General features: G+C 43.7%; 14 protein-coding genes. 3 read left to right on the top strand and 11 right to left on the bottom strand.

Features of this window, described 5'->3' with window-relative positions:
- Positions 1–3 precede the first annotated feature (3 nt).
- Positions 4–3,159, bottom strand: a complete 3,156-nt coding sequence (ileS, locus tag DWX43_RS25815; RefSeq protein WP_118622830.1) for an isoleucine--tRNA ligase — start codon at positions 3,157–3,159, stop codon at positions 4–6.
- A gap of 517 nt (positions 3,160–3,676) precedes the next feature.
- Here ileS and DWX43_RS25810 point away from each other — a divergent pair.
- Positions 3,677–4,867 carry a bacterial transcriptional activator domain-containing protein gene (locus DWX43_RS25810; RefSeq protein ID WP_109733300.1) on the top strand — a complete coding sequence of 397 codons (1,191 nt, stop codon included), beginning with the start codon at positions 3,677–3,679 and terminating at the stop codon, positions 4,865–4,867.
- Between the two features lie 86 nt (positions 4,868–4,953).
- Here the strand turns inward: DWX43_RS25810 and DWX43_RS25805 are convergent, their stop codons facing one another.
- Both DWX43_RS25805 and DWX43_RS25800 read right to left on the bottom strand, forming a co-directional pair.
- Positions 4,954–6,375 carry a D-alanyl-D-alanine carboxypeptidase family protein gene (locus DWX43_RS25805; RefSeq protein WP_109733299.1) on the bottom strand — a complete coding sequence of 474 codons (1,422 nt, stop codon included), beginning with the start codon at positions 6,373–6,375 and terminating at the stop codon, positions 4,954–4,956.
- A gap of 77 nt (positions 6,376–6,452) precedes the next feature.
- On the bottom strand, positions 6,453–9,341 hold the full coding sequence (locus DWX43_RS25800; RefSeq protein ID WP_118622828.1) for a response regulator: 2,889 nt from the start codon (positions 9,339–9,341) through the stop codon (positions 6,453–6,455).
- A 387-nt stretch (positions 9,342–9,728) separates the two neighbouring features.
- Between DWX43_RS25800 and DWX43_RS25790 the strand changes: the two genes are divergently transcribed.
- Positions 9,729–9,965, top strand: a complete 237-nt coding sequence (locus tag DWX43_RS25790; RefSeq protein WP_118622826.1) for a DUF3791 domain-containing protein — start codon at positions 9,729–9,731, stop codon at positions 9,963–9,965.
- Entirely contained in the window at positions 9,962–10,174 is a 213-nt protein-coding gene (locus DWX43_RS25785) for a DUF3791 domain-containing protein (protein WP_118622824.1), read from the top strand. The genes DWX43_RS25790 and DWX43_RS25785 overlap by 4 nt, the downstream gene beginning before the upstream one ends.
- A 177-nt stretch (positions 10,175–10,351) precedes the next feature.
- Here DWX43_RS25785 and DWX43_RS25775 read toward each other — a convergent pair whose 3' ends face one another.
- From DWX43_RS25775 to DWX43_RS25740, 8 genes are all read right to left on the bottom strand, one after another.
- A complete protein-coding gene (locus DWX43_RS25775) occupies positions 10,352–10,828 on the bottom strand; it encodes a GNAT family N-acetyltransferase (protein ID WP_118622822.1) in 477 nt (158 codons plus the stop codon).
- A gap of 152 nt (positions 10,829–10,980) precedes the next feature.
- A complete protein-coding gene (locus tag DWX43_RS25770; RefSeq protein ID WP_118622820.1) occupies positions 10,981–12,408 on the bottom strand; it encodes a 6-phospho-beta-glucosidase in 1,428 nt (475 codons plus the stop codon).
- Positions 12,405–13,043: a beta-phosphoglucomutase gene (gene pgmB, locus DWX43_RS25765; RefSeq protein WP_118622840.1), complete on the bottom strand. Its 639-nt coding sequence runs from the start codon at positions 13,041–13,043 to the stop codon at positions 12,405–12,407. The genes DWX43_RS25770 and pgmB overlap by 4 nt, the downstream gene beginning before the upstream one ends.
- Positions 13,044–13,056: 13 nt before the next feature.
- Complete coding sequence (locus DWX43_RS25760) at positions 13,057–14,757, bottom strand: glycoside hydrolase family 3 N-terminal domain-containing protein (RefSeq protein ID WP_118622818.1); 1,701 nt, start codon at positions 14,755–14,757, stop codon at positions 13,057–13,059.
- Position 14,758: 1 nt separating this feature from the next.
- On the bottom strand, positions 14,759–16,690 hold the full coding sequence (locus tag DWX43_RS25755) for a beta-glucoside-specific PTS transporter subunit IIABC (RefSeq protein ID WP_118622816.1): 1,932 nt from the start codon (positions 16,688–16,690) through the stop codon (positions 14,759–14,761).
- Between the two features lie 215 nt (positions 16,691–16,905).
- On the bottom strand, positions 16,906–17,748 hold the full coding sequence (locus tag DWX43_RS25750) for a helix-turn-helix domain-containing protein (RefSeq protein ID WP_118622814.1): 843 nt from the start codon (positions 17,746–17,748) through the stop codon (positions 16,906–16,908).
- Positions 17,749–17,790: 42 nt separating this feature from the next.
- A complete protein-coding gene (locus DWX43_RS25745) occupies positions 17,791–18,282 on the bottom strand; it encodes a transcriptional regulator (protein WP_118622812.1) in 492 nt (163 codons plus the stop codon).
- A gap of 47 nt (positions 18,283–18,329) precedes the next feature.
- Positions 18,330–19,244, bottom strand: a complete 915-nt coding sequence (locus DWX43_RS25740; RefSeq protein ID WP_109733291.1) for an AraC family transcriptional regulator — start codon at positions 19,242–19,244, stop codon at positions 18,330–18,332.
- Positions 19,245–19,387: the final 143 nt, after the last annotated feature.

Here is a 19,387-nt window from a genome sequence, read left to right as displayed (position 1 = left end):
AATTTACATCCCTTCTTTCTCAACACCCATTGTAACAGCCTCGCCGTTAATCTTCCATTCTTTCACATATCCTGACGGCTGCGCTTTTACAACTTCATTTGCCAGAACCTCACTACCAATCTCCCTGCCATATTTGGCAAAAACATTCTCCGCTTTTTCACTTCCTTCATAGGTAACCTTAATCTTATCCATTACCTCGAAATCTGCTTCTTTTCTCATCGTCTGGACCTTGCTGATGATTTCTCTTACAAAGCCTTCTTCAAGCAGTTCATCTGTCAGGTTCGTATCAAGTACAACCGTGATTCCATTATCATTTTCAGAAACATATCCCTCGATCTGCGCGGTATCGATCAGCAGATCTTCTTTGAACAGCGTGATCTCCTGTCCGTTCACGTCCAGTTTCAAAGCACCTGTCTCATTGATCTCATCCATGGCTGCATTACCATCCAGATTGTCCAGGGCATTTTTGATTCCACCTAACATCTTACCATATTTTGGCCCAACTGTCTTTAACTGTGGTTTAAAACTATATGAAGTAAAGTCTCTTACATCTTCTGTAAACTTCACACTCTTCACATTCAGCTCATCTGCAACGATCTCCTGATAGAACTCAGGCAGCACATATCCTGCTTTCACGAACATCTGCCCGATCGGCTGACGGTTCTTGATATTGGCAGTATTACGGCAGGCACGGCCCATAACCACAAGCTTCAGTACGTTTGCCATATTTGCCTCGAGTTCAGTATCGATCCACTCTTCACTTACAGCAGGGAAGTCACACAGGTGAATACTCTCCGGTGCCCCGCTGTCAATGCTGCGGACAAGATTCTGGTAAATTTCCTCTGTCATAAACGGAATCATCGGCGCAGCCACTTTGCAAACTGTCACCAATGCAGTATATAAAGTCATATAGGCATTGATCTTATCCTGCTCCATTCCCTTTGCCCAGAAACGTTCACGGCTTCTTCTGACATACCAGTTGCTCATGTCATCCACAAAATCCTGAAGTGCCCTTGCGCTCTCCGGAATCCTGTAATTTGCAAGATTATCATCAACCGTCTTAATCAGTGTATTCAGTTTGGACAGAAGCCATTTATCCATTACAGAAAGTTTCTCGTAATCCAGGCTGTATTTTGTCGCATCGAACTCATCAATGTTCGCATACAGAACAAAGAACGCATAGGTGTTCCACAGGGTACCCATGAACTTCCTCTGTCCTTCTGTTACTGCCTTGCCGTGAAAACGGTTCGGAAGCCACGGAGCACTGTTTACATAGAAATACCAGCGGATTGCGTCTGCTCCGAACTGATTCAGGGCATCAAACGGGTCGACTGCATTTCCTTTTGATTTGCTCATCTTCTGCCCGTTCTCATCCTGAACATGGCCAAGAACGATAACATTTTTATAAGGTGCCTTGTTAAACAGCAGGGTCGAAATGGCCAGAAGGGAATAGAACCATCCTCTTGTCTGGTCCACAGCCTCTGAAATAAAATCTGCCGGGAACTGCTGTTCAAAAAGTTCTTTATTTTCAAATGGATAGTGATGCTGTGCAAACGGCATGGACCCACTGTCAAACCAGCAGTCAATAACTTCCGGCACACGGTGCATCTCTTTTCCGCAGACCGGGCACTTTACAGTTACATCGTCGATATACGGGCGGTGCAGCTCGATATCATCCGGGCAGTTGTCTGACATGGACTTCAGTTCCTCAATGCTTCCGATTGAATGCTGGTGTCCGCACTCACACTCCCAGATATTCAGCGGCGTTCCCCAGTAACGGTTACGGCTGATTCCCCAGTCCTGGACATTTTCCAGCCAGTCGCCGAAACGTCCCTTCCCGATGCTCTCAGGAATCCAGTTGATTGTATTGTTATTGGCAATCAAGTCCTCTTTTACATCTGTCATCTTGATAAACCAGGATTCTCTCGCATAATAAATCAGCGGAGTATCGCATCTCCAGCAGTGAGGATAACTGTGTTCGAATTTTGGCGCATCAAACAGAAGGTTTCTCTCCTCGAGGTTTTTGAGTACCAAAGGATCTGCCTTTTTCACAAACACGCCGGCAAACGGTGTGGTTTCAGCCATGTTGCCCTTCTCATCAACGAGCTGTACAAAAGGCAGCCCATATTTTCTTCCTACATTGGCATCGTCTTCACCGAATGCAGGGGCGATGTGCACGACTCCGGTACCATCTGTCAGTGTAACGTAGGTATCACATGTTACATAAAATGCTTTCTTATTCTGCTTTGCCGCGCTGTCGGCCGCACACTGGAACAACGGCTCATATTCCTTGTATTCCAGATCGGTTCCCTTGTATCTCTCAAGAATCTCATAAGCCGGCTCATCCTCGGATGCAAGCTTTCCGAGCACCTTGTCCAGAAGCGCCTCAGCCATATAATAAACAAAGCCGTCACGCGCCTTTACTTTCACATAATCCTCAACCGGGTTCACACAGAGTGCCAGATTGGAAGGCAGTGTCCACGGTGTTGTGGTCCATGCAAGGATATAGGCATCTTCGTCTTTTACCTTAAATCTTGCGATGGCAGAGCGTTCCTTTACATCCTTGTACCCCTGCGCCACTTCCTGTGCAGAAAGCGGGGTTCCGCAGCGCGGGCAGTAAGGCACAATCTTAAAGCCTTTGTAGAGCAGCCCTTTGTCCCAGATCTGCTTCAAAGCCCACCACTCAGACTCGATAAAGTTATTGTCATAAGTGACATACGGGTGTTCCATATCGGCCCAGAATCCGACTGTGCCGGAGAAATCCTCCCACATCCCTTTGTATTTCCATACACTTTCCTTACATTTATCAATGAATGGCTCCAGACCGTATTCTTCGATCTGGTCCTTTCCGTCCAGCCCGAGCAGCTTCTCAACTTCAAGCTCAACCGGAAGTCCGTGTGTGTCCCAACCGGCCTTGCGGGGTACCATATATCCCTTCATTGTACGGTATCTCGGAATCATATCCTTGATGACACGTGTCAGGACATGCCCGATATGCGGCTTTCCGTTTGCTGTCGGAGGACCGTCATAGAAGGTATATTTCGGAGCGCCCTCCCTCTCATCCATACTCTTTTGAAAAATATCATTTTCTTCCCAGAACTTTTCAACTTCTTTTTCACGCTCCACAAAGTTCATGTCCGTGGTAACTTTCTTGTACATAACTCTTCTTCCTTTCTAATTGTGTTTTTTTGGTAAAAGAAAAGCTTCCGCCCTGTAATAGGACGGAAGCTGAAGCTTACGTTAACCACCTGTTACAACATACTCAGATCTAAAAGCCATAGTAGGCTTCTTTTAATCCTGCATATGCGTTCCAATAACGGAGGAACACCGTCAGCCCCTACTTCTTAGCGTTTCAAGGTCTGCAACTCGGAAGTGATGTTCAGAAATATCTTACAGGTACCGGACTCCCACCATCTCCGGCTCGCTGGGACTTTCGGATATGACCTACTGTCTTCGTCATCGTTTTTTCCATTTAAGTCTGCACAGAATTTATTATAAAAAGAAACTCTTAAATAGTCAAGGGATTCACCGGAATTTAAAAATTTCGGCAAAATTCCATTCTTTGGTATATTGGTGGAATCTATTTGTAGAAAGTTTGCACTATAAGTGATATAATAATTATTAAATCCTACTATAACAATGTTATAAATTCGAAAAAAACAAGGAGAATAGACAAATGAGACGAAAACCAGACCTTCATATCCACTTTTTTAATGAGTTTTCTATTTCCAGTCCGTTTTATGAATATGCGCCAAGTGAGCACAACAGTACCCAGCTTACTCTTCTGATCTCTTATCTGGTTGCCAATCAGGATACAAAAGTGCCAAAGGATGTTTTGATGTCAATGCTATGGCCTGATGTCAAAGACAAGATCCCTGTAGGTGCTCTCCGCAACCTTGTATACAGGGCGAGGAAAGAACTCGAGAGGCTTTATCCGGAACAGGATATCGACTATATCAAGTTTACCCAGGATGCCTATTACTGGAACCCGGACCTGTACTGCAAGATTGATATTACCGATTTTGAAAATTATTATAACCTGGCCCGGCAGGAACCGGACTCCGAAAGGCAGTACCGGTATTATTACCGTATGCAGCGCCTGTATACCGGAGATTTTCTGTCTAACCATGCCTCTGTTGAATGGGTCCAGTACCGTGCAACATATTATCGCAACATGTATGTTAACTGTACCCTGAATATGTGTGAATATCTGTACGCCAAGTCCAGATATGACGAACTGATTTCACTATGCGACCAGTCCATCATCCTCTATCCGGAAGAAGAGCGTTTCTACCGCTATAAGCTGCTTGCATATATGGGAATGAATACAGTTAAGACTGCGCTGGAATATTACCAGTCCACAGTGGATTTCTTCTCCTCAAAATATGGCCTCGATATCAGCACTTCGCTGCGTGATATCTATCAGGACATCCTGCTCCGCATGCCAAATATAGAGCTGAAGATGGATGAACTGGAGACCACGCTCGGTGTGGAGAAGGATACGGACAAGACCTTCTACTGTAACTTTGACATTTTTAAGAATATTTACCAGCTCAATCTGAGATCTGTGAGACGTTCACAGGGAAAATATTATCTGCTCTTGTTTTCTCTGCTTCCCAAGAACGATACACTGCCGGATTCAGTTAAGATGAAGAGGATTATGAATCTGCTTTACGATCTGCTTGCCAATGGACTGAGAAAGAATGATGTCTTTACTCGTGCATCACTGAACCAGTATTCCGTGCTGCTCAATGTCTCTGAGGATATCAATATCAACACCGTAACAGACCGGATTATTAAAGCATTCGAGGAAATCAATCCTGATCCTGACATTTATCTAAATATCGAGGAAAAACCAATTGAATAAATGTGGTTATTAAAAAACGAAAGCCCTTCCCCTGTATCCGAATAACTTAGATACAGGGGGAGGGCCGTCTCTCATTTTATGGTCTTTTATTTTTTCCTGCGTTTTCTTTTCCGCTTTGCTTCCAGTATCGCGATGATAATGATGACAACGAAAACAACTGCGGCTGAAACAGCGATGACAAGCTTCAGATTCCGGCTGTCCTTTTCCGCATTCTCCTGTTCCTTTGCCTTGTCCCTGTCTGCCTGCGCCGACTGGTCCGGCGTACTGCCTTCATTCTCAATCTTCTTGCTGTCGCTCTGGGCAGCACTTCCTCCTGAGAGCTTCTGGTACCCTTCTTCTGTAAGGGTCACGGCGGCGCTGCCTACGTTATCACCTTTATACGTGTATATGATTTTTCCAGAACGGATTCCCTGCTTTGTAAGGACGATTTCTTTATCCAGATCTGTGTACGCAACATCTTCAGGCAGAACCACGTATGCATCCTTATCATCAAAAGAGGATATCTCTTCCGCATCTTCGGCCCCGGCTACAGGAACCTTGTGGAAATTCTGGAAAACATAGTCGAACATTGCCCTTGTGTCTGTATAGGCATCCACTCCGTAGTCATAGAGAACAACTGCAGCCAGACGCATATCTCCGTTGTCAGCCATGGTGACCAGCGTCGTTTTAGCCTGATCCGTATATCCTGTTTTACCACCCTTACAGTACTCATAGTAATAATAGTTTTCCGGCCAGAGCATTTTGTGGTTCTGTTGGAATACCCTTTCTTCCTTCGTCAGGTTTGTGGCGCCTATTTTATACTCCAGCGTTCCCATAATTTTCTTAAACTCATCCTGCTGATACACTGCAGATGCGATCAGGGCCATATCATGGGCCGATGTATAATGGTTATCATCATGAAGCCCGTTTGGATTCACCCAGTGTGAATTTGTGCATCCCAGTTCTTCTGCCCTCGTATTCATCTTCTGGATAAAAGTCTCATAATCGCCGCCCAGCCGGTCGGCTCCCACACTCTCCGCGACTGCGTGGGAAACCTCGTTTGCAGAGGCCAGCAGGACGCCATGAAGTGCATCTTCCAGACTGATTTCTTCGCCCGCCTTCATCCCGATCTGTGCATCATCCCACTGCAGAAAGGAAATGCTGTCCTCTGTAAATCTTACCTTATCCGTCAGTTCCGCATTCTCCAAAGCAACAAGCGTTGTCATCAGCTTGGTAATACTGGCGGGATAATGCTGTTTATCGGCCTGCTTTGCATACAGGACCGCACCGCTTTCCATGTCCATGACAACCGCCGAATCCGCATAAACCTGCGGACCGGACGGCCAGTTCTCCAATGCATTCGTATCGATCTCCCTGGCATAGGAATCCGTCTTCTCTTTTTCTTCTGCCGCGGCAAGTTCTTCTTCTGTCTTTTCCTGATTATCCGCATCCTCAGCCCATACCTGAACCGGCGCTGATGCCAGCAGGACAGACACCATAAGACTAAATAAAATACATTTTAACTTCATTGTTACCTCCCGCCATCTGTCAGATATCCTCTAACCGGCATTCTTACCGGCAGAGGATACCTATTCAAATCTTTTTACTACAAATATAGCTTAAGCTCATCTAACATAACCTGAATATCCAGCGGTTTTGCCAGATATCCATTCACGCCTGCCTCATATGCCATCCTCTTATCTTCCTCAAATGCATTTGCAGTCATCGCAAGAATCGGGATTGTTTTGGCATCCTCCCTTGGTTCCTTTCGTATCTGCCTCGTCGCCTCTAAGCCATCCATGACAGGCATACGGATATCCATGAGTACGGCAAAATAGAATCCTTTCCCGGACTCTCTGAACCGCTCTACCGCCTCAGCGCCATTTTCTGCCGTGTCCACCTCGATATTGTTAATTTCCAGCAGAGATTTTGCAATCTCCCGGTTCAGTATATTATCTTCAACAAGAAGTACCCTCTGTCCGGAAAAACAATCTGGTTTTATGGAATCCAGAGCCTTGATTTTTTCATGATTTTTATCAATCTCTGCCAGTGCCCTTTCGATATTGGACTTAAACAGCGGTTTCGAAATAAAATAATCTGCACCGGCAGCCACTGCCTCTTCTTCTATTGTACTCCAGTCATACGCAGATATGATGATTATCGTTGTATCTCTGCCAACGATCTGCCGTATTCTCCTGGTTGTCTCAATCCCGTTCATATCCGGCATCTTCCAGTCGATCATGGCAATCTCAAACGGTTTTCCTGCATCAGCAGACTCCTGTACATATGACACAGCTTCCATTCCTGATGCAGCCCAGACCGGATCTCCGCCGATCTCTGACAGAATAAGTACTGCCTGCTCACCTACAATCTGGTCATCATCTACAATCAGGACCCTTGTTCCCTGCATCAGGTCACTGCTGTCTGCATCAAAATCTTCCTCCTGCAGTTCCTTTGCAATGCCCAGAGGAATCGTGACAGTAAATTCCGTTCCCTTGTTCTTTTCACTTTTGACTTCAATATGGCCATTCATCAGTTGTACCATGTTGTAAACAATAGAGAGTCCCAGACCGCTTCCCACATTATTCCTCGCCGCCTCCTTGGACTCCTGCTCAAACGGCTCGTAGATGCGCTTCATGAATTCTTCTGACATCCCCACTCCGGTATCACGAACCACAAAACACATATATGCGGATTCCCGTGTTCTCTTCTTTTCATATACTTCCAGCTGGATTGTTCCGCCGCATCCGGTAAACTTCAATGCATTAGACAATAAATTCATAAGAATCTGCTTAATTCTAAGAGCGTCACCTAAATAATATTTCAAGATTGGCTCCTTATGATACATCTCAAACGTAATTCCTTTATCTACCGCCTGAGGATAAATTATGGAAATTAAATTTTCAAAAAATCCGGCAAACTCAAACTTCTCTTTTACGATTTCTATCTTCCCATTTTCTATCTTTGACATATCCAGAATATCATTGATCAGAGAGAGCAGGTATCTGGATGAGTCGTCAATCTTCTTAAAACAATCCATGACACGGACCGGATCATTGATCTTCAGCTGACCAATCGTACACATTCCGATGATTGCATTCATTGGCGTCCTGATGTCATGGCTCATTCTGGAAAGGAAATCCGACTTTGCATGATTGGCGGCCATGGCTGAAGACAGCGCATCACGCAGTAGCTGCTCCTGTCTAAGCTTTTCCGAACGCTGGTCATCAAGCACTTTCACGAGCTGAATTGCCAGTATATCCGTGCTGAACGGGTTGACAACAAAGATAACATGAAGGGACAGCCAGTGCTCCTTCCCATCATATCCCATCATCTGAAGTTCTATGTAATTCTCCTTTTTTCCTTCCGCATATCTCCTGAGCAGGTTTTCCCTGGAAAATTCATGTCTGTATTCATCTCTGAATGCCGGATTCACCAATTCAACCGAGTGAACCATTAATTCATCATAATTACCGCTGTTGTCATCGATGACTCCTTTCTGTTCCTCGATAAAACAGTTAAATTTACCCTGTGTCAGGTTCAGGCTCATAATCAGCGGGTAGGCAGTACAAGTTGCCGCCCTCAGAAAATGATTCTCAATCATCCTCTCTCTTTCCTGTGCCATCACCAGAGTAGTCATTTCTGTAATATCCGTGAATATGGCCTGTATAACCTCAATTCCGTCTACATTGACAATACGGTGCATAATCACGCTGATCCAGACACTGGTCCCGTCTGTTTTCCGGCTCTGGCGCGTATAGTTGACAGCTGGTCCGCCGGTCTTGAGACCTTCAATCATACCAATGATATTATCCTTATCATTTTTCAGGACAAGCTGGACAGGAGACTGTATCTTTGATCTGTAATCCTCTTCCGACTCAAACCCATAAAATTCCCACACCATTCTGTTCAGACTCAGGATCTCGTACGGCTGTTCCGTCGTAAACTGCAGAATCCCACAGGGAACAGTATCATAAAGCTGTTGGAGGAATCTCGCCTGCCTGTCAGCTTCCGCCTCCTTTAGCACGAGCATATCCTGAAGTTTCTCATAGCTCTCTTTTGCCGACTCGATCGGAAATAGTTCGTCATCCTGTATTGCAGAGAAGTCTATTGAGTTATGAATATGTACAGACTCAAAACTATCTCCCTTTCTCCTGAATATGAAGGTTACACGCTGGTGGACATTCATAACCATTTTCGTTTCCGGTTTTGCCTCGATCCAGCTGTCTCCCTCACAGAGGTACAGGCCTTCTCCCAGCTCCAAAGTGACATACCTCTCCTCACTCATATTACACGGGATAAGGTCTTCCTTTTCTCTTCTGAATGCAGACGCAACGGCTTCTCTCCCTTCGGCTCTCTGCTTTTCCCCGCCGCCCATCCATACAATCTCCGGTGCAAAAGTAGAAATCAGGAAATCTACCTCTGAATCGCAAAAATAACTTCTCAATATCTTACTGGCAAATTCCTCTACCTCGCTTTTTAACTCTGCATCCATTATTACAAATTCTCCTTACTTACAATAGTTCCAACCTGTTACTTCTCCGGTCACTACAAATTAAGTTACTGTGCACACCCTGTGGGCGCGCACAGTAACGGCATCTGCCCATTGAAAGTCGCCTTCGGCGAGGGGCAGATGCCCCGAAATCATCACTTTTTTGGCTCCGATGCCGTGCAGCAAAGTGCACGGCACGGTCTGAACAGTATCTAAATTAAACCTATTTTTTATTATACTATTATTTGGAAAAAAAGACACTACAAATCTTTTTTGCATTTTTGATTCTTCAAAGTACATTTCTGTAGTATGATGATGAAAGAATTAGGGGCAGAAGGCCAAGAAATTTTTCGAGTGTTTCGACTAAAATGTAGTAAAGGGGTAACGAATATGCCTGAGGAAACAATCAAAAATTCCAGAGAACTGGAATTTTCCATATTTTGTATTGAAAATGTTGCCGCGAAGCTTGGTGTAGATGCGGAACTTGTTTATCGGGTATTTACAGAGAAAAGCAATATTCTCAATGATTATATCGTACCGGAATACGAAGTCCTGCACACGCAGAGCCGGGAATATATCGTCAATGATCTTCTTGATGTGATGAAAGAAAGGGGGATCAGAGTATGAAAGCAAATCCGATTTTACTTCAAAAAAAATATAGCCGTGTCATCGAATGCTTTGCAAAACGTCAAGGTATCTCATTGGATGCGGCGCTCGACTTCTTCTACAATTCTGAGGTCTATCCACTGATCCGGGATGGCGTCTCTGATATGCACTGTATGAGCGATGCATATCTTGCGGAAGAATTAGAACAGGAATATGCGGCCAAAAGATAGGTTATCTGCTCCTATTATGACATTTAACCGTACTATAAGACAGGAAAAATATACCAATTAATAGAATGACACCATCTACCCTGACAATCCAGTCCGCCAGAGGCGCAAGGAATATATTTACCACCATAATGACTAACGCAATAATTAATACGATAATACTCACTAACTGCACTTTTTTCATAGCTTAATGCCTCCCTTTAATTCCATTTCATTATTTATTCTTACAAAACCATATTTTTCATACAATGATCTTCCCATATCCGTTGCTTCCAGAGAAATGGCAGTAATCCCTTTATTTTTAGCGTCTCTGACAAGCATATCCAGTGTTCTGTACGCAATTCCCTTTCTCCTGTACTCGGGTTTCGTGTACATGTTCATTATGTAAGCTTTGTTTCCACTTGGATTATGGTAAGTCGGCATTACCTGAAAATAACTGATACCACCAGCACCTGCAAAGTTGCCTTCATCAAAAATCAAATATGCTGTATGTGTTCCATCAGAAAGCGCTTTTTTATAATAATTATAGGACTGCTTTTCCACTTCACTCATATCAGTATCATCAGACAGTTTATTCGCTGCCCTTAATACTTCTGTTCTTGTTTTTGTTAAGATATCTATATCCTTAATTGATGCTCTTTTATATGTTAAATTCATTATTACTCTCCGGCAAATTTTCAGTACATTCCCCTCAGTATCAGCTGTTTTCAAGACTGTGAAATGCATGTACCTTATGAAAAGAATACCACTTAGCTTCATTCCTGACAAGCAGTTCAAAACAAAAAACAGGGGGAATCCCCCCGCTATACCTAGCAGAGTGATTCCCCTCCTGTTGCAATGACTTTCTTGTACCATTCGAAAGACTTTTTCTTCTTCCTGCTCAAGTCCCCCGTCCCGTCATCCTGCTTATCCACATAGATAAACCCGTATCTTTTCTTCATTTCCCCGGTAGATGCGCTTACCAAATCTATGCATCCCCATGTAGTATACCCAAGCAGTTTTACTCCGTCAATTTCCACAGCCTTCATCATTTCCAGTATGTGTTCCTTCAAGTAAGCAATCCGGTAATCGTCTTCAATTGTACCATCCAGACTGACCGTATCAACGGCTCCCAGGCCATTTTCAACAATAAACAGTGGTTTCTGATACCGGTCATACAAGTTGTTGAGTGTAATGCGAAGCCCTGCGGGGTCAATCTGCCATCCCCATTCGCTTGCTTTCAGGTATGGGTTTTTGAGGCTGGACATAACATTTCCGGCAGTTTTTTTCATTTCCTCCTGATTGGCAGCCGTCAGGCAGGAAGTATAATAGCTGAAGGATACGAAATCAACAGTATTTGCAGCGAGTATTTTTTCATCATCCTTCTGCATGTTTGGTAAACAGCCGTTTCTCTCCAGCATTTTTCTTGCATATGCCGGATATTCCCCTCTCACCTGTATATCGGTGAAAAAATAATTTTCCCTGTCTTTTTCAAGTGCTGCCCAGACATCATCCGGATGGCATGTATTTGCATAGCAGCTTCCCGCCGCAAGCATACAGCCAATCTGGAAATCCGGGCTGATTTGACGTGCCGCCTTTGTCGCCAGTGCTGAGGCCATAAGCTGATGGTGAGCAGCCTGATACTTCAGCTTCTCCTTATCTTCCCCTTCCTCAAATACAAGTCCTCCACCTAAGAACGGCAGATGCATCAGCATATTAATCTCATTAAATGTGAGCCAGTATTTTACCTTTCCTTTATACCGCTCAAACAGAGTCGATGCATATTTTACGAATAAATCTATCATTTCACGGCTCCGCCATGCCCCCATGTGCTCTACAAGATAAAGTGGTACGTCAAAATGGCATATTGTTACAAGCGGCTCGATATGATATTTCAATAATTCGTCAATCAAAGTATCATAGAACTTAAGACCTTCCTTGTTAGGGCGCTCCTCCAGCCCCGTCGGGTAGATTCTGGACCATGCGATGGAGAAACGGTAACATTTAAATCCCATTTCTGCAAATAGCCTGACGTCTTCCTGTATATGATGGTACATATCGACAGCCTCATGGGATGGGTAGGTTTCTCCCTCCTCCAGCTTCTGATAGGATAGTGTTCCCATCATTACCGGGAACCGGTTCTTTCCGGCAGGAATCACATCTACCGTCGTCAGCCCCTTTCCGCCTTCCAGATAACCGCCCTCGCATTGGTTTGCAGCCGTGGCCCCTCCCCATAAAAAGTCCTCTGCTAATCTCATACAATCTCCTCCACCGAATATTTTTTCAGATTCTTTATAACAATATCTGCCTCAGACAGATTTTCCCGGCATCCAATTCCGACCGTTTTCATATGTCCCCTGTGCGCAGCTTCAATCCCAGCCTCAGAGTCTTCGAAGACAATACATTCTTCGCAGGCAACTCCAAGTTCCATTGCGCCGCGCACAAAAACTTCCGGGTCCGGTTTGGCTTTTTCCACCTTGGTTCCGTCTATAATCACATCAAAATAGTCCCTCAGATGCAGCCTGTCCAGTATAAGCCCGGAATTTTTGCTTGCAGAGCCAAGCGCAATCCGGTACCCCTTAGCCTTAGCCTGTGTAAGGAATTCTTTCACGCCGGGCAGTACCTCATCCTCCTGCATCGCGGAAATAAATTCTACATAACGTTTATTTTTCTTCGTGCAGTACGCCCCCTGCTCTGCCATTTCCATACGGCGGTTTCCTATTTCCAGAAGAATCTCCATCGAACGGCTTCTGCTGACGCCCTTCAGCCTCTCATTATCTTTTTCTGTAAAATCAATACCTAACTCCATGGCAATTTCTTTCCACGCAAGATAATGATACTTCGCAGTATCCACAAGCACGCCATCCAAATCAAATATAAGACCTTTTATCATTCTTTTTTCCTTCCTAAAAAGCGGCATCCCAATATCCACAGAATGCATCATTTGGGCTTTTTCCCTTAAACTCACTTTTCCCTGTCAGCTTCTCCACGAGTACCTTTGGGTTAAATTCATTCGCAGTATATGCGTTAATGTAAGTGCTTACCATTGGTACATCCTGCAGATGGTATGGGTTTGCTATAGAAATAAATACAGTCGGGATTTCCTTTACAAACCAGGGGGCGTCCAGACCCATCGGCGGCTTCCAGTTAATCCGTACAGTTGTCTGGTTGCTGGCTGTCTTAATGTTAGCAAAATAAAATACGATATCATACTTCTTTCGCAGTTCACTGACTGGTCCATTGTAAAACAATCCACCATGTGTATGCTCATCAAAACGTTCCACATCAAATCCGGCTTTTTTCAGTTCATCAATAAAAAGGCTTCCTACCGCCGGCTTTCCGCTGGCGCTGACTGCATCGCCTAATACGATTACCATAGCACGTTTCATTTCCTTAGGGTTCACCGGAATGATCTGTTCCGTATTCTTAACCAATGTGATAGATTCATCGGCAAGCTGGAGGGCCCAATCTACATGTTCTGCACATTTTAATATCTGAAGTTCTTCTTTGGGCTTCATCAAAGTCCCTTCCTTCTGGCGGCGGTGAAGCCCGAGAGAAGCCTTGGCAGCCAGGATTCTTGTTACAGCCTCGTCAAGCCGTTCAGCCGTTATGGTTCCCTTTGCAATCCCTTTTTTCATAGAATCCAGATCTTCTTCCATGTTTTTGGTAAACAGAATCATATCACATCCTGCCGCAATTGCACCGGGTATCAGGTCCTCCCGGTGTCCCATCGCACCAAATCCTACCATGGATGTAGCATCCGTTACAATCATGCCGTTAAATTTCAGCTTTCCCCGCAGAAGTCCGCCAAGCAGTTCCGGCGAAAGGGAGCCGGGCATAATATCTTCATCTTTAATATCCGGTGAAAAATATTTTGTATAAGCAGGCTGCATAATATGCCCTGCCATAATGGTCTTAGCCCCATTGTCTATCATTGCCTGATACACATCCCCGAAAGTGCGGTCCCACTCCTCTACGGAAAGTGTGTTTACCGATGCAAGCAGATGCTGGTCCCTGTCATCCACGCCGTCCCCCGGAAAATGTTTTACTGAAACGGCTACGCCATTTTCCTGACATCCTTTCATATAAGCCAGCGCCATCCGTTTTACACGCTCCTTGTCTGAACCAAAGGTACGCACATTTGTGATGGGGTTTGAGAAATTCATATCAATATCAACTACCGGGGCAAAAGCCCAGTTACATCCAACTGCCGAGCCTTCTTTCCCAGCAATCACGCCCAGTCTGTATGCCTGTTCGGTATTATCGCTGGCTGCAACCTGAATCTGCCGTCCAAAGAAAGTACCTTCATTTCCGATACCGTCTCCGCCCGCCTCCAAATTGGCGGCCAGAAGCATGGGGATACGTGACTCTTCCTGCTGGAAGCTATGGATATTGTAGATTTTTTCCGCTGCACTGGGGCGGTACATCATTGCACCGGGATGGCAGGTATTCAGGATTCTCTTTAATTCATCCAAATCGTCACTATCGCCATGCAGGCAGAAGAGCTGGCCTGCTTTTTCATCCACTGACATCTGGTTAAGTGTTTCCTCAACCCAGTTTATATCCTCATCATTCAGAAAAAATGGATTTGCTTTCAAATCTACCATATCAGCCCTGCTCCTTTCTTGTTAAAGTCAATAATTTATCACCTGTTTTAACCATCTGTGCCTCTACAGGCATAACATCCGCATATACATCTGTATTTGCCACAATAATTGGCGTAATCGCAGAATAGCCGGACTCGTGAATCAGATTGAGGTCGAATTCAACTAACTTCTGCCCTTTCTTCACTTGTTCCTCTTTTTCGACAAGTACGCGGAATCCTTTTCCTTCCAGCTTTACAGTATCCATTCCAATATGGATAAGCAGTTCGGCGCCTCCCTCAGATACCATGCCGAGCGCATGTCCTGTCGGGAAGATCAAGGAAATCTTACCGTCCGCTGGGGCATAGACACAGCCCTCATCCGGCTCAACTGCAATACCTTTTCCAAGAAGTCCCTGAGAAAATGCTTCATCAGTCACATCACTTAAAGCAACAACCCTGCCTGACACCGGACAGCAGATTATTTCGTTAGCAGCTTCTGCTTGACCGGCGTTGTCCTCTGTGTTTTCCGGTATAGCTGTTTCTGTAACTTCTGTTTTTCCTTGTTTATCCTCTTTATCTTTAAAAAGAACCATCATGGCAGCAAAGGAAATTACCATAGCAATTCCAACGGCAATCAAACTCCAAACAAGGCTTCTGCTTGACCCATCCGGATTGATGTAGCACATAAAACAGAAGATTCCCTGACCACCCATGTTAAAGTACCGTGTGCCGCCTGCCACTGCAATAGCGCCGCCAATACCTGATGCGATACAGCTAATAACAAATGGCATCTTCAGAGGTAATGTAACACCATAGATTGCAGGCTCGGTAATACCGAAGATTCCGGAAAAAAGTGCAGATAATGAAGTCGTCCGCAGATTTTTATTCTTTGTTTTAAGGATGATTGCCGCCAATACAGCAACCTGTGTAAAGCATCCTGCAACAGTCGCGGCAAAAATCACATCATATCCCAATGTTGCCAGATTATTCAGTACAATCGGAATCATTCCCTGATGTACCCCAAAGATAACAAATACCTGCCAGAATGCACCAACAAACAGACCAAATATAATCGGGCTTAAGTTAAAGAGCATTACAGTAATTTGACCGATGATGTTTGAGATCCACGTCGCAACAGGCCCAATTACAAGGAATGTAACCGGAACAGTAATAACGAGTGTAAGCAAAGGCACCATAAACGATTTTACAACAGCCGGACAGTGTTCTTTCAGCTTCCGCTCAATCTTTGAAGCAAACCAGACTGCAAGGATGACCGGAATGACCGTAGAAGAATAGTTATTAAGGATAACGGGAATCTTCAGGAAAGTCATAAAAATCTGAGACTCTAACACCGTCCCCGCAAATAAAGTAGAAATCGGTTCCCCGGACATCACACTGATGATTGTCGGATAAATCAGGGTACATCCGATTGCGATACCAATCACTTCATTACATCTGAACTTTTTCGCCGCAGTGTATCCTAAAATAACAGGGAAGAAGTAGAAAATACAGTCCCCAATGGCATATAGAATCTGGTAAGTCCCGCTTTCACTGCTGAGGACCCCAAGCGTTGTCAGAAGGACTAAAAGCCCTTTAGCAATACCACAGGCACACAAAAGGCCGATAGCAGGCATAAATACACCTGAAATCGTATCTACGAGCCCCTTTTTCTGACCTTCTCCATCGTCCGCCTGATTTTGGTTCAGGTGCGCAGCCTTCAAAACTGCTTCATAGACATCGGGCACATGAGTGCCTATTACTATCTGAAACTGACCTCCGCTTATTAAGACATTGACAATCCCCTCCGTATTTCTCAGTATCTCCTGATTGGCCTTTTCTACATCCTTCAGGCGGAAGCGTAAGCGTGTGAAACAATGTTCTACAGAAAGGATATTCCCTTTTCCGCCAACATTCTGGATAATTACTTTTGCAAGTCCATCATATTTACTAGCCATTCTCATTCTCCTTTTCTCTTTTTTTAACCATCCTTAAGTCTGGGACAGTTACTTCTTTTTCTTATATTGTAATAGGAAAATGGGTACTTATCTTTGCTTATTCTGGTATGAATATTCTCAATTTCTGACATTTTAACATGCAGGGCAGATTTTATACATGTCACTGCAATCTGCGCAGGAAACAAATACCCCGCAGTTTCCTGCGAGGCACTTTGCTATTCGGAAATACTATTTTCTTTTCTGTACTTTAATGGCGTTGTGCCATAGAAAGACTTAAAGTCCCTGATAAACGCCTTGCTGTCTGAAAAGCCTGTCTCCAATGCAACTTCCAGAATAGGTTTATCCGTTTGGAGCAGAAGCTTTCTGGCATTATAAAGCCGTAATTTTTTTAAGTGGGTTGTAAAATTCTCCCCGATGTAGTTTTTGAAGCTTTTAGAAAAATAGTCCGGATGATACCCAAAATTCAAAGCAACATCACTCAGTCTCAGGCTTTCATTATAATGCTTATCAATGTAGTTGATAATCTCCTTGTATATCTCCCCGGATTTCATCTGCCTTAGGCGGGTACTGTTCATTTCAAGCTTATATTCTGTAAAAAGAAGATAAATCATCTCATAGGCGGCACTTCTGAGAAGAAGATTATACCACGCTCCCCCATGATTGTATATTTCCAGCATCTTCAGGACAATACTGCGGAGCCTGTCATTTACCTGTACATTCTGGCCTATTTCAAACCATGAAAGATCAAAATCAGGGTCGAGTTCCTTCAGAAACGTATAGGATATTAAAACAGAGCAGCCAGACTGGTTCTGCCCATTAAAGGCTGTAAAGCTGTGGAATTCCCCATGATTAATAATAGCCAGAGAATTATCCTCCATGTTCTTTAAAATTCCGTTGACCCACAGCCGGAAACCATCCCCCCTGACCAGCACAATCTCTATGCTGCGATGCCAGTGCTGTGCTACGAAAGCACCATTCTCCAGAATTGCCTCGTGCGGCACGACCTTAATGGGATAATTCTTCCGCATCTGATTAATTTCGTAATATCCTTCATCCATACATATCACCACCTATGCTACAGGTACAAAATATCTCCTCTACTACTCTCCTTTTTCTACAATCGGAACATATAAATCTTCAATCGAAATCCCCTTCTCCATCATCCACCCCGGAGAAACTATGTGAAACATCGGATATCTTTCCTCCCTGCCCTCTCCATTAACATATAAATCAAACTTATCACTTTTCTGAACCCAGTCGTTTATTTCCTGCCTCGTACTAAGCCAGTCTTCTGCACCATCCAGATCAGCATTCAGGCATGAGGCAGCTGCATAAAGGCCGGACGGCAGATCAACAATTTCATAATCCGTTATTTGCTGTAAATCTGCATTTGGAGGTAACGCATAAAACCATTCCCTCACATTCATTCTTTCGTTGTACCACATAAAATCTCTTGGGAACAATTCCCCTTTCAGGGACGCATGATATCCACTAAACCATTTGATAAACTTCTCGAGTTTTTCTTTAGAAGAAAGCGGCCCGGAAAAAACCGCCTTGATTTTCGGTATCTCAATAATTCTAACAGACTGCATACTATAAACCTCGCTTTCAAATTCTATTTTTTATTAATCTTATGCCCTCAGGAAACGGGGTCCCCCTCTTCTTCTAAACCGACCGGTGATTTCACATCTACGCTGTTATTGATCAATGTTTTTCTAAATTCACTGGGGGAAATTCCCTTTATCTTTTTAAAGGCACGGTTAAATGAAGAGATGCTTGAAAATCCCGAGTCGTAAGCAATATCAATCATATGTGCTTTGGGGTTCGAAATCAATGATTCCGCCATTTTGATACGCTCAGTCGTAAGAAAATCTATAAATGTCATATTCGTATATGTTTTGAACAGGTGCGAAAAATGGTATTTGCTAAACCCGATGTAACGGGAAATATCATCCAGAGTAAGGGATTTCGTACAGTTCTGTGATATATAAAGGCAGGCTTCCGCCATGAGCTTGAGAGACTTGTATTCCTCGTTAGTATCACTGGCAAACTCTTCTTTCTTATCATTAATACAGTATTGTCCAAACTTTACAAAAAACTCCAGCAGAAGTGAGTATATCCGGACTTCATTAAACAGAGCGTCGGAATAATATAGTTCGGGCAGTTCTTTTATTAAAAAAATCATTCTGTCAACATCGATATTCGAAGGGTCATATTTTATGCAATGATATTGGGAAAATACAGAAAAATTACTGTTAAATTCGCTCATAATCATCAGTAAATCGAGTGGAAACTGCACAAGAATAAATGCCTTCTCATCCACATGAATCAAAGAATGAAGGTCGCCCGGGTAGATGATAACCAGGTCATTAATCTTAAGCGTGTACTTGGTAAAATTAATTGTTACTTCATTATTATCATAGCAGCTTACAAGTATTTCGACAAAAGGATGCCAATGCATTGTATCAGAAAAAGTTGTATCGATTTTCTTTGATACAATAATTTTCTTCTTCTCTTCAAAATTCAACTCCTCAAAATAACTATTTGTCTGCATAATCGAACCATCCTTTACTGGTTATATAGATGAGTCTAGGTATATGGTTAGTTTATCATTTAGGATTGCAAATAGCAATATTTGATAAGTTTTAAAGAACAATCCTAAAATGAAATTTTAAATTCCACTCCCCTATTCCCCGG

It is taken from the genome of Clostridium sp. AF19-22AC (assembly GCF_003479085.1).
In the GTDB taxonomy this organism is placed as follows: Bacteria; Bacillota; Clostridia; order Lachnospirales; family Lachnospiraceae; genus Faecalicatena_A; species Faecalicatena_A orotica.
The sequence above is the reverse complement of the archived record's forward strand: the minus strand, read 5'-3'. Positions and strand labels throughout refer to the sequence as shown.

What these genes read in the sequence shown, in the direction of transcription:
- ileS (WP_118622830.1), bottom strand. Translation starts at nt 3,159, where the DNA reads ATGTACAAGAAAGTTACCACGGACATGAACTTTGTGGAGCGTGAAAAA.
- DWX43_RS25810 (WP_109733300.1), top strand. Translation starts at nt 3,677, where the DNA reads ATGAGACGAAAACCAGACCTTCATATCCACTTTTTTAATGAGTTTTCT.
- DWX43_RS25805 (WP_109733299.1), bottom strand. Translation starts at nt 6,375, where the DNA reads ATGAAGTTAAAATGTATTTTATTTAGTCTTATGGTGTCTGTCCTGCTG.
- DWX43_RS25800 (WP_118622828.1), bottom strand. Translation starts at nt 9,341, where the DNA reads ATGGATGCAGAGTTAAAAAGCGAGGTAGAGGAATTTGCCAGTAAGATA.
- DWX43_RS25790 (WP_118622826.1), top strand. Translation starts at nt 9,729, where the DNA reads ATGCCTGAGGAAACAATCAAAAATTCCAGAGAACTGGAATTTTCCATA.
- DWX43_RS25785 (WP_118622824.1), top strand. Translation starts at nt 9,962, where the DNA reads ATGAAAGCAAATCCGATTTTACTTCAAAAAAAATATAGCCGTGTCATC.
- DWX43_RS25775 (WP_118622822.1), bottom strand. Translation starts at nt 10,828, where the DNA reads ATGAATTTAACATATAAAAGAGCATCAATTAAGGATATAGATATCTTA.
- DWX43_RS25770 (WP_118622820.1), bottom strand. Translation starts at nt 12,408, where the DNA reads ATGAGATTAGCAGAGGACTTTTTATGGGGAGGGGCCACGGCTGCAAAC.
- pgmB (WP_118622840.1), bottom strand. Translation starts at nt 13,043, where the DNA reads ATGATAAAAGGTCTTATATTTGATTTGGATGGCGTGCTTGTGGATACT.
- DWX43_RS25760 (WP_118622818.1), bottom strand. Translation starts at nt 14,757, where the DNA reads ATGGTAGATTTGAAAGCAAATCCATTTTTTCTGAATGATGAGGATATA.
- DWX43_RS25755 (WP_118622816.1), bottom strand. Translation starts at nt 16,690, where the DNA reads ATGGCTAGTAAATATGATGGACTTGCAAAAGTAATTATCCAGAATGTT.
- DWX43_RS25750 (WP_118622814.1), bottom strand. Translation starts at nt 17,748, where the DNA reads ATGGATGAAGGATATTACGAAATTAATCAGATGCGGAAGAATTATCCC.
- DWX43_RS25745 (WP_118622812.1), bottom strand. Translation starts at nt 18,282, where the DNA reads ATGCAGTCTGTTAGAATTATTGAGATACCGAAAATCAAGGCGGTTTTT.
- DWX43_RS25740 (WP_109733291.1), bottom strand. Translation starts at nt 19,244, where the DNA reads ATGCAGACAAATAGTTATTTTGAGGAGTTGAATTTTGAAGAGAAGAAG.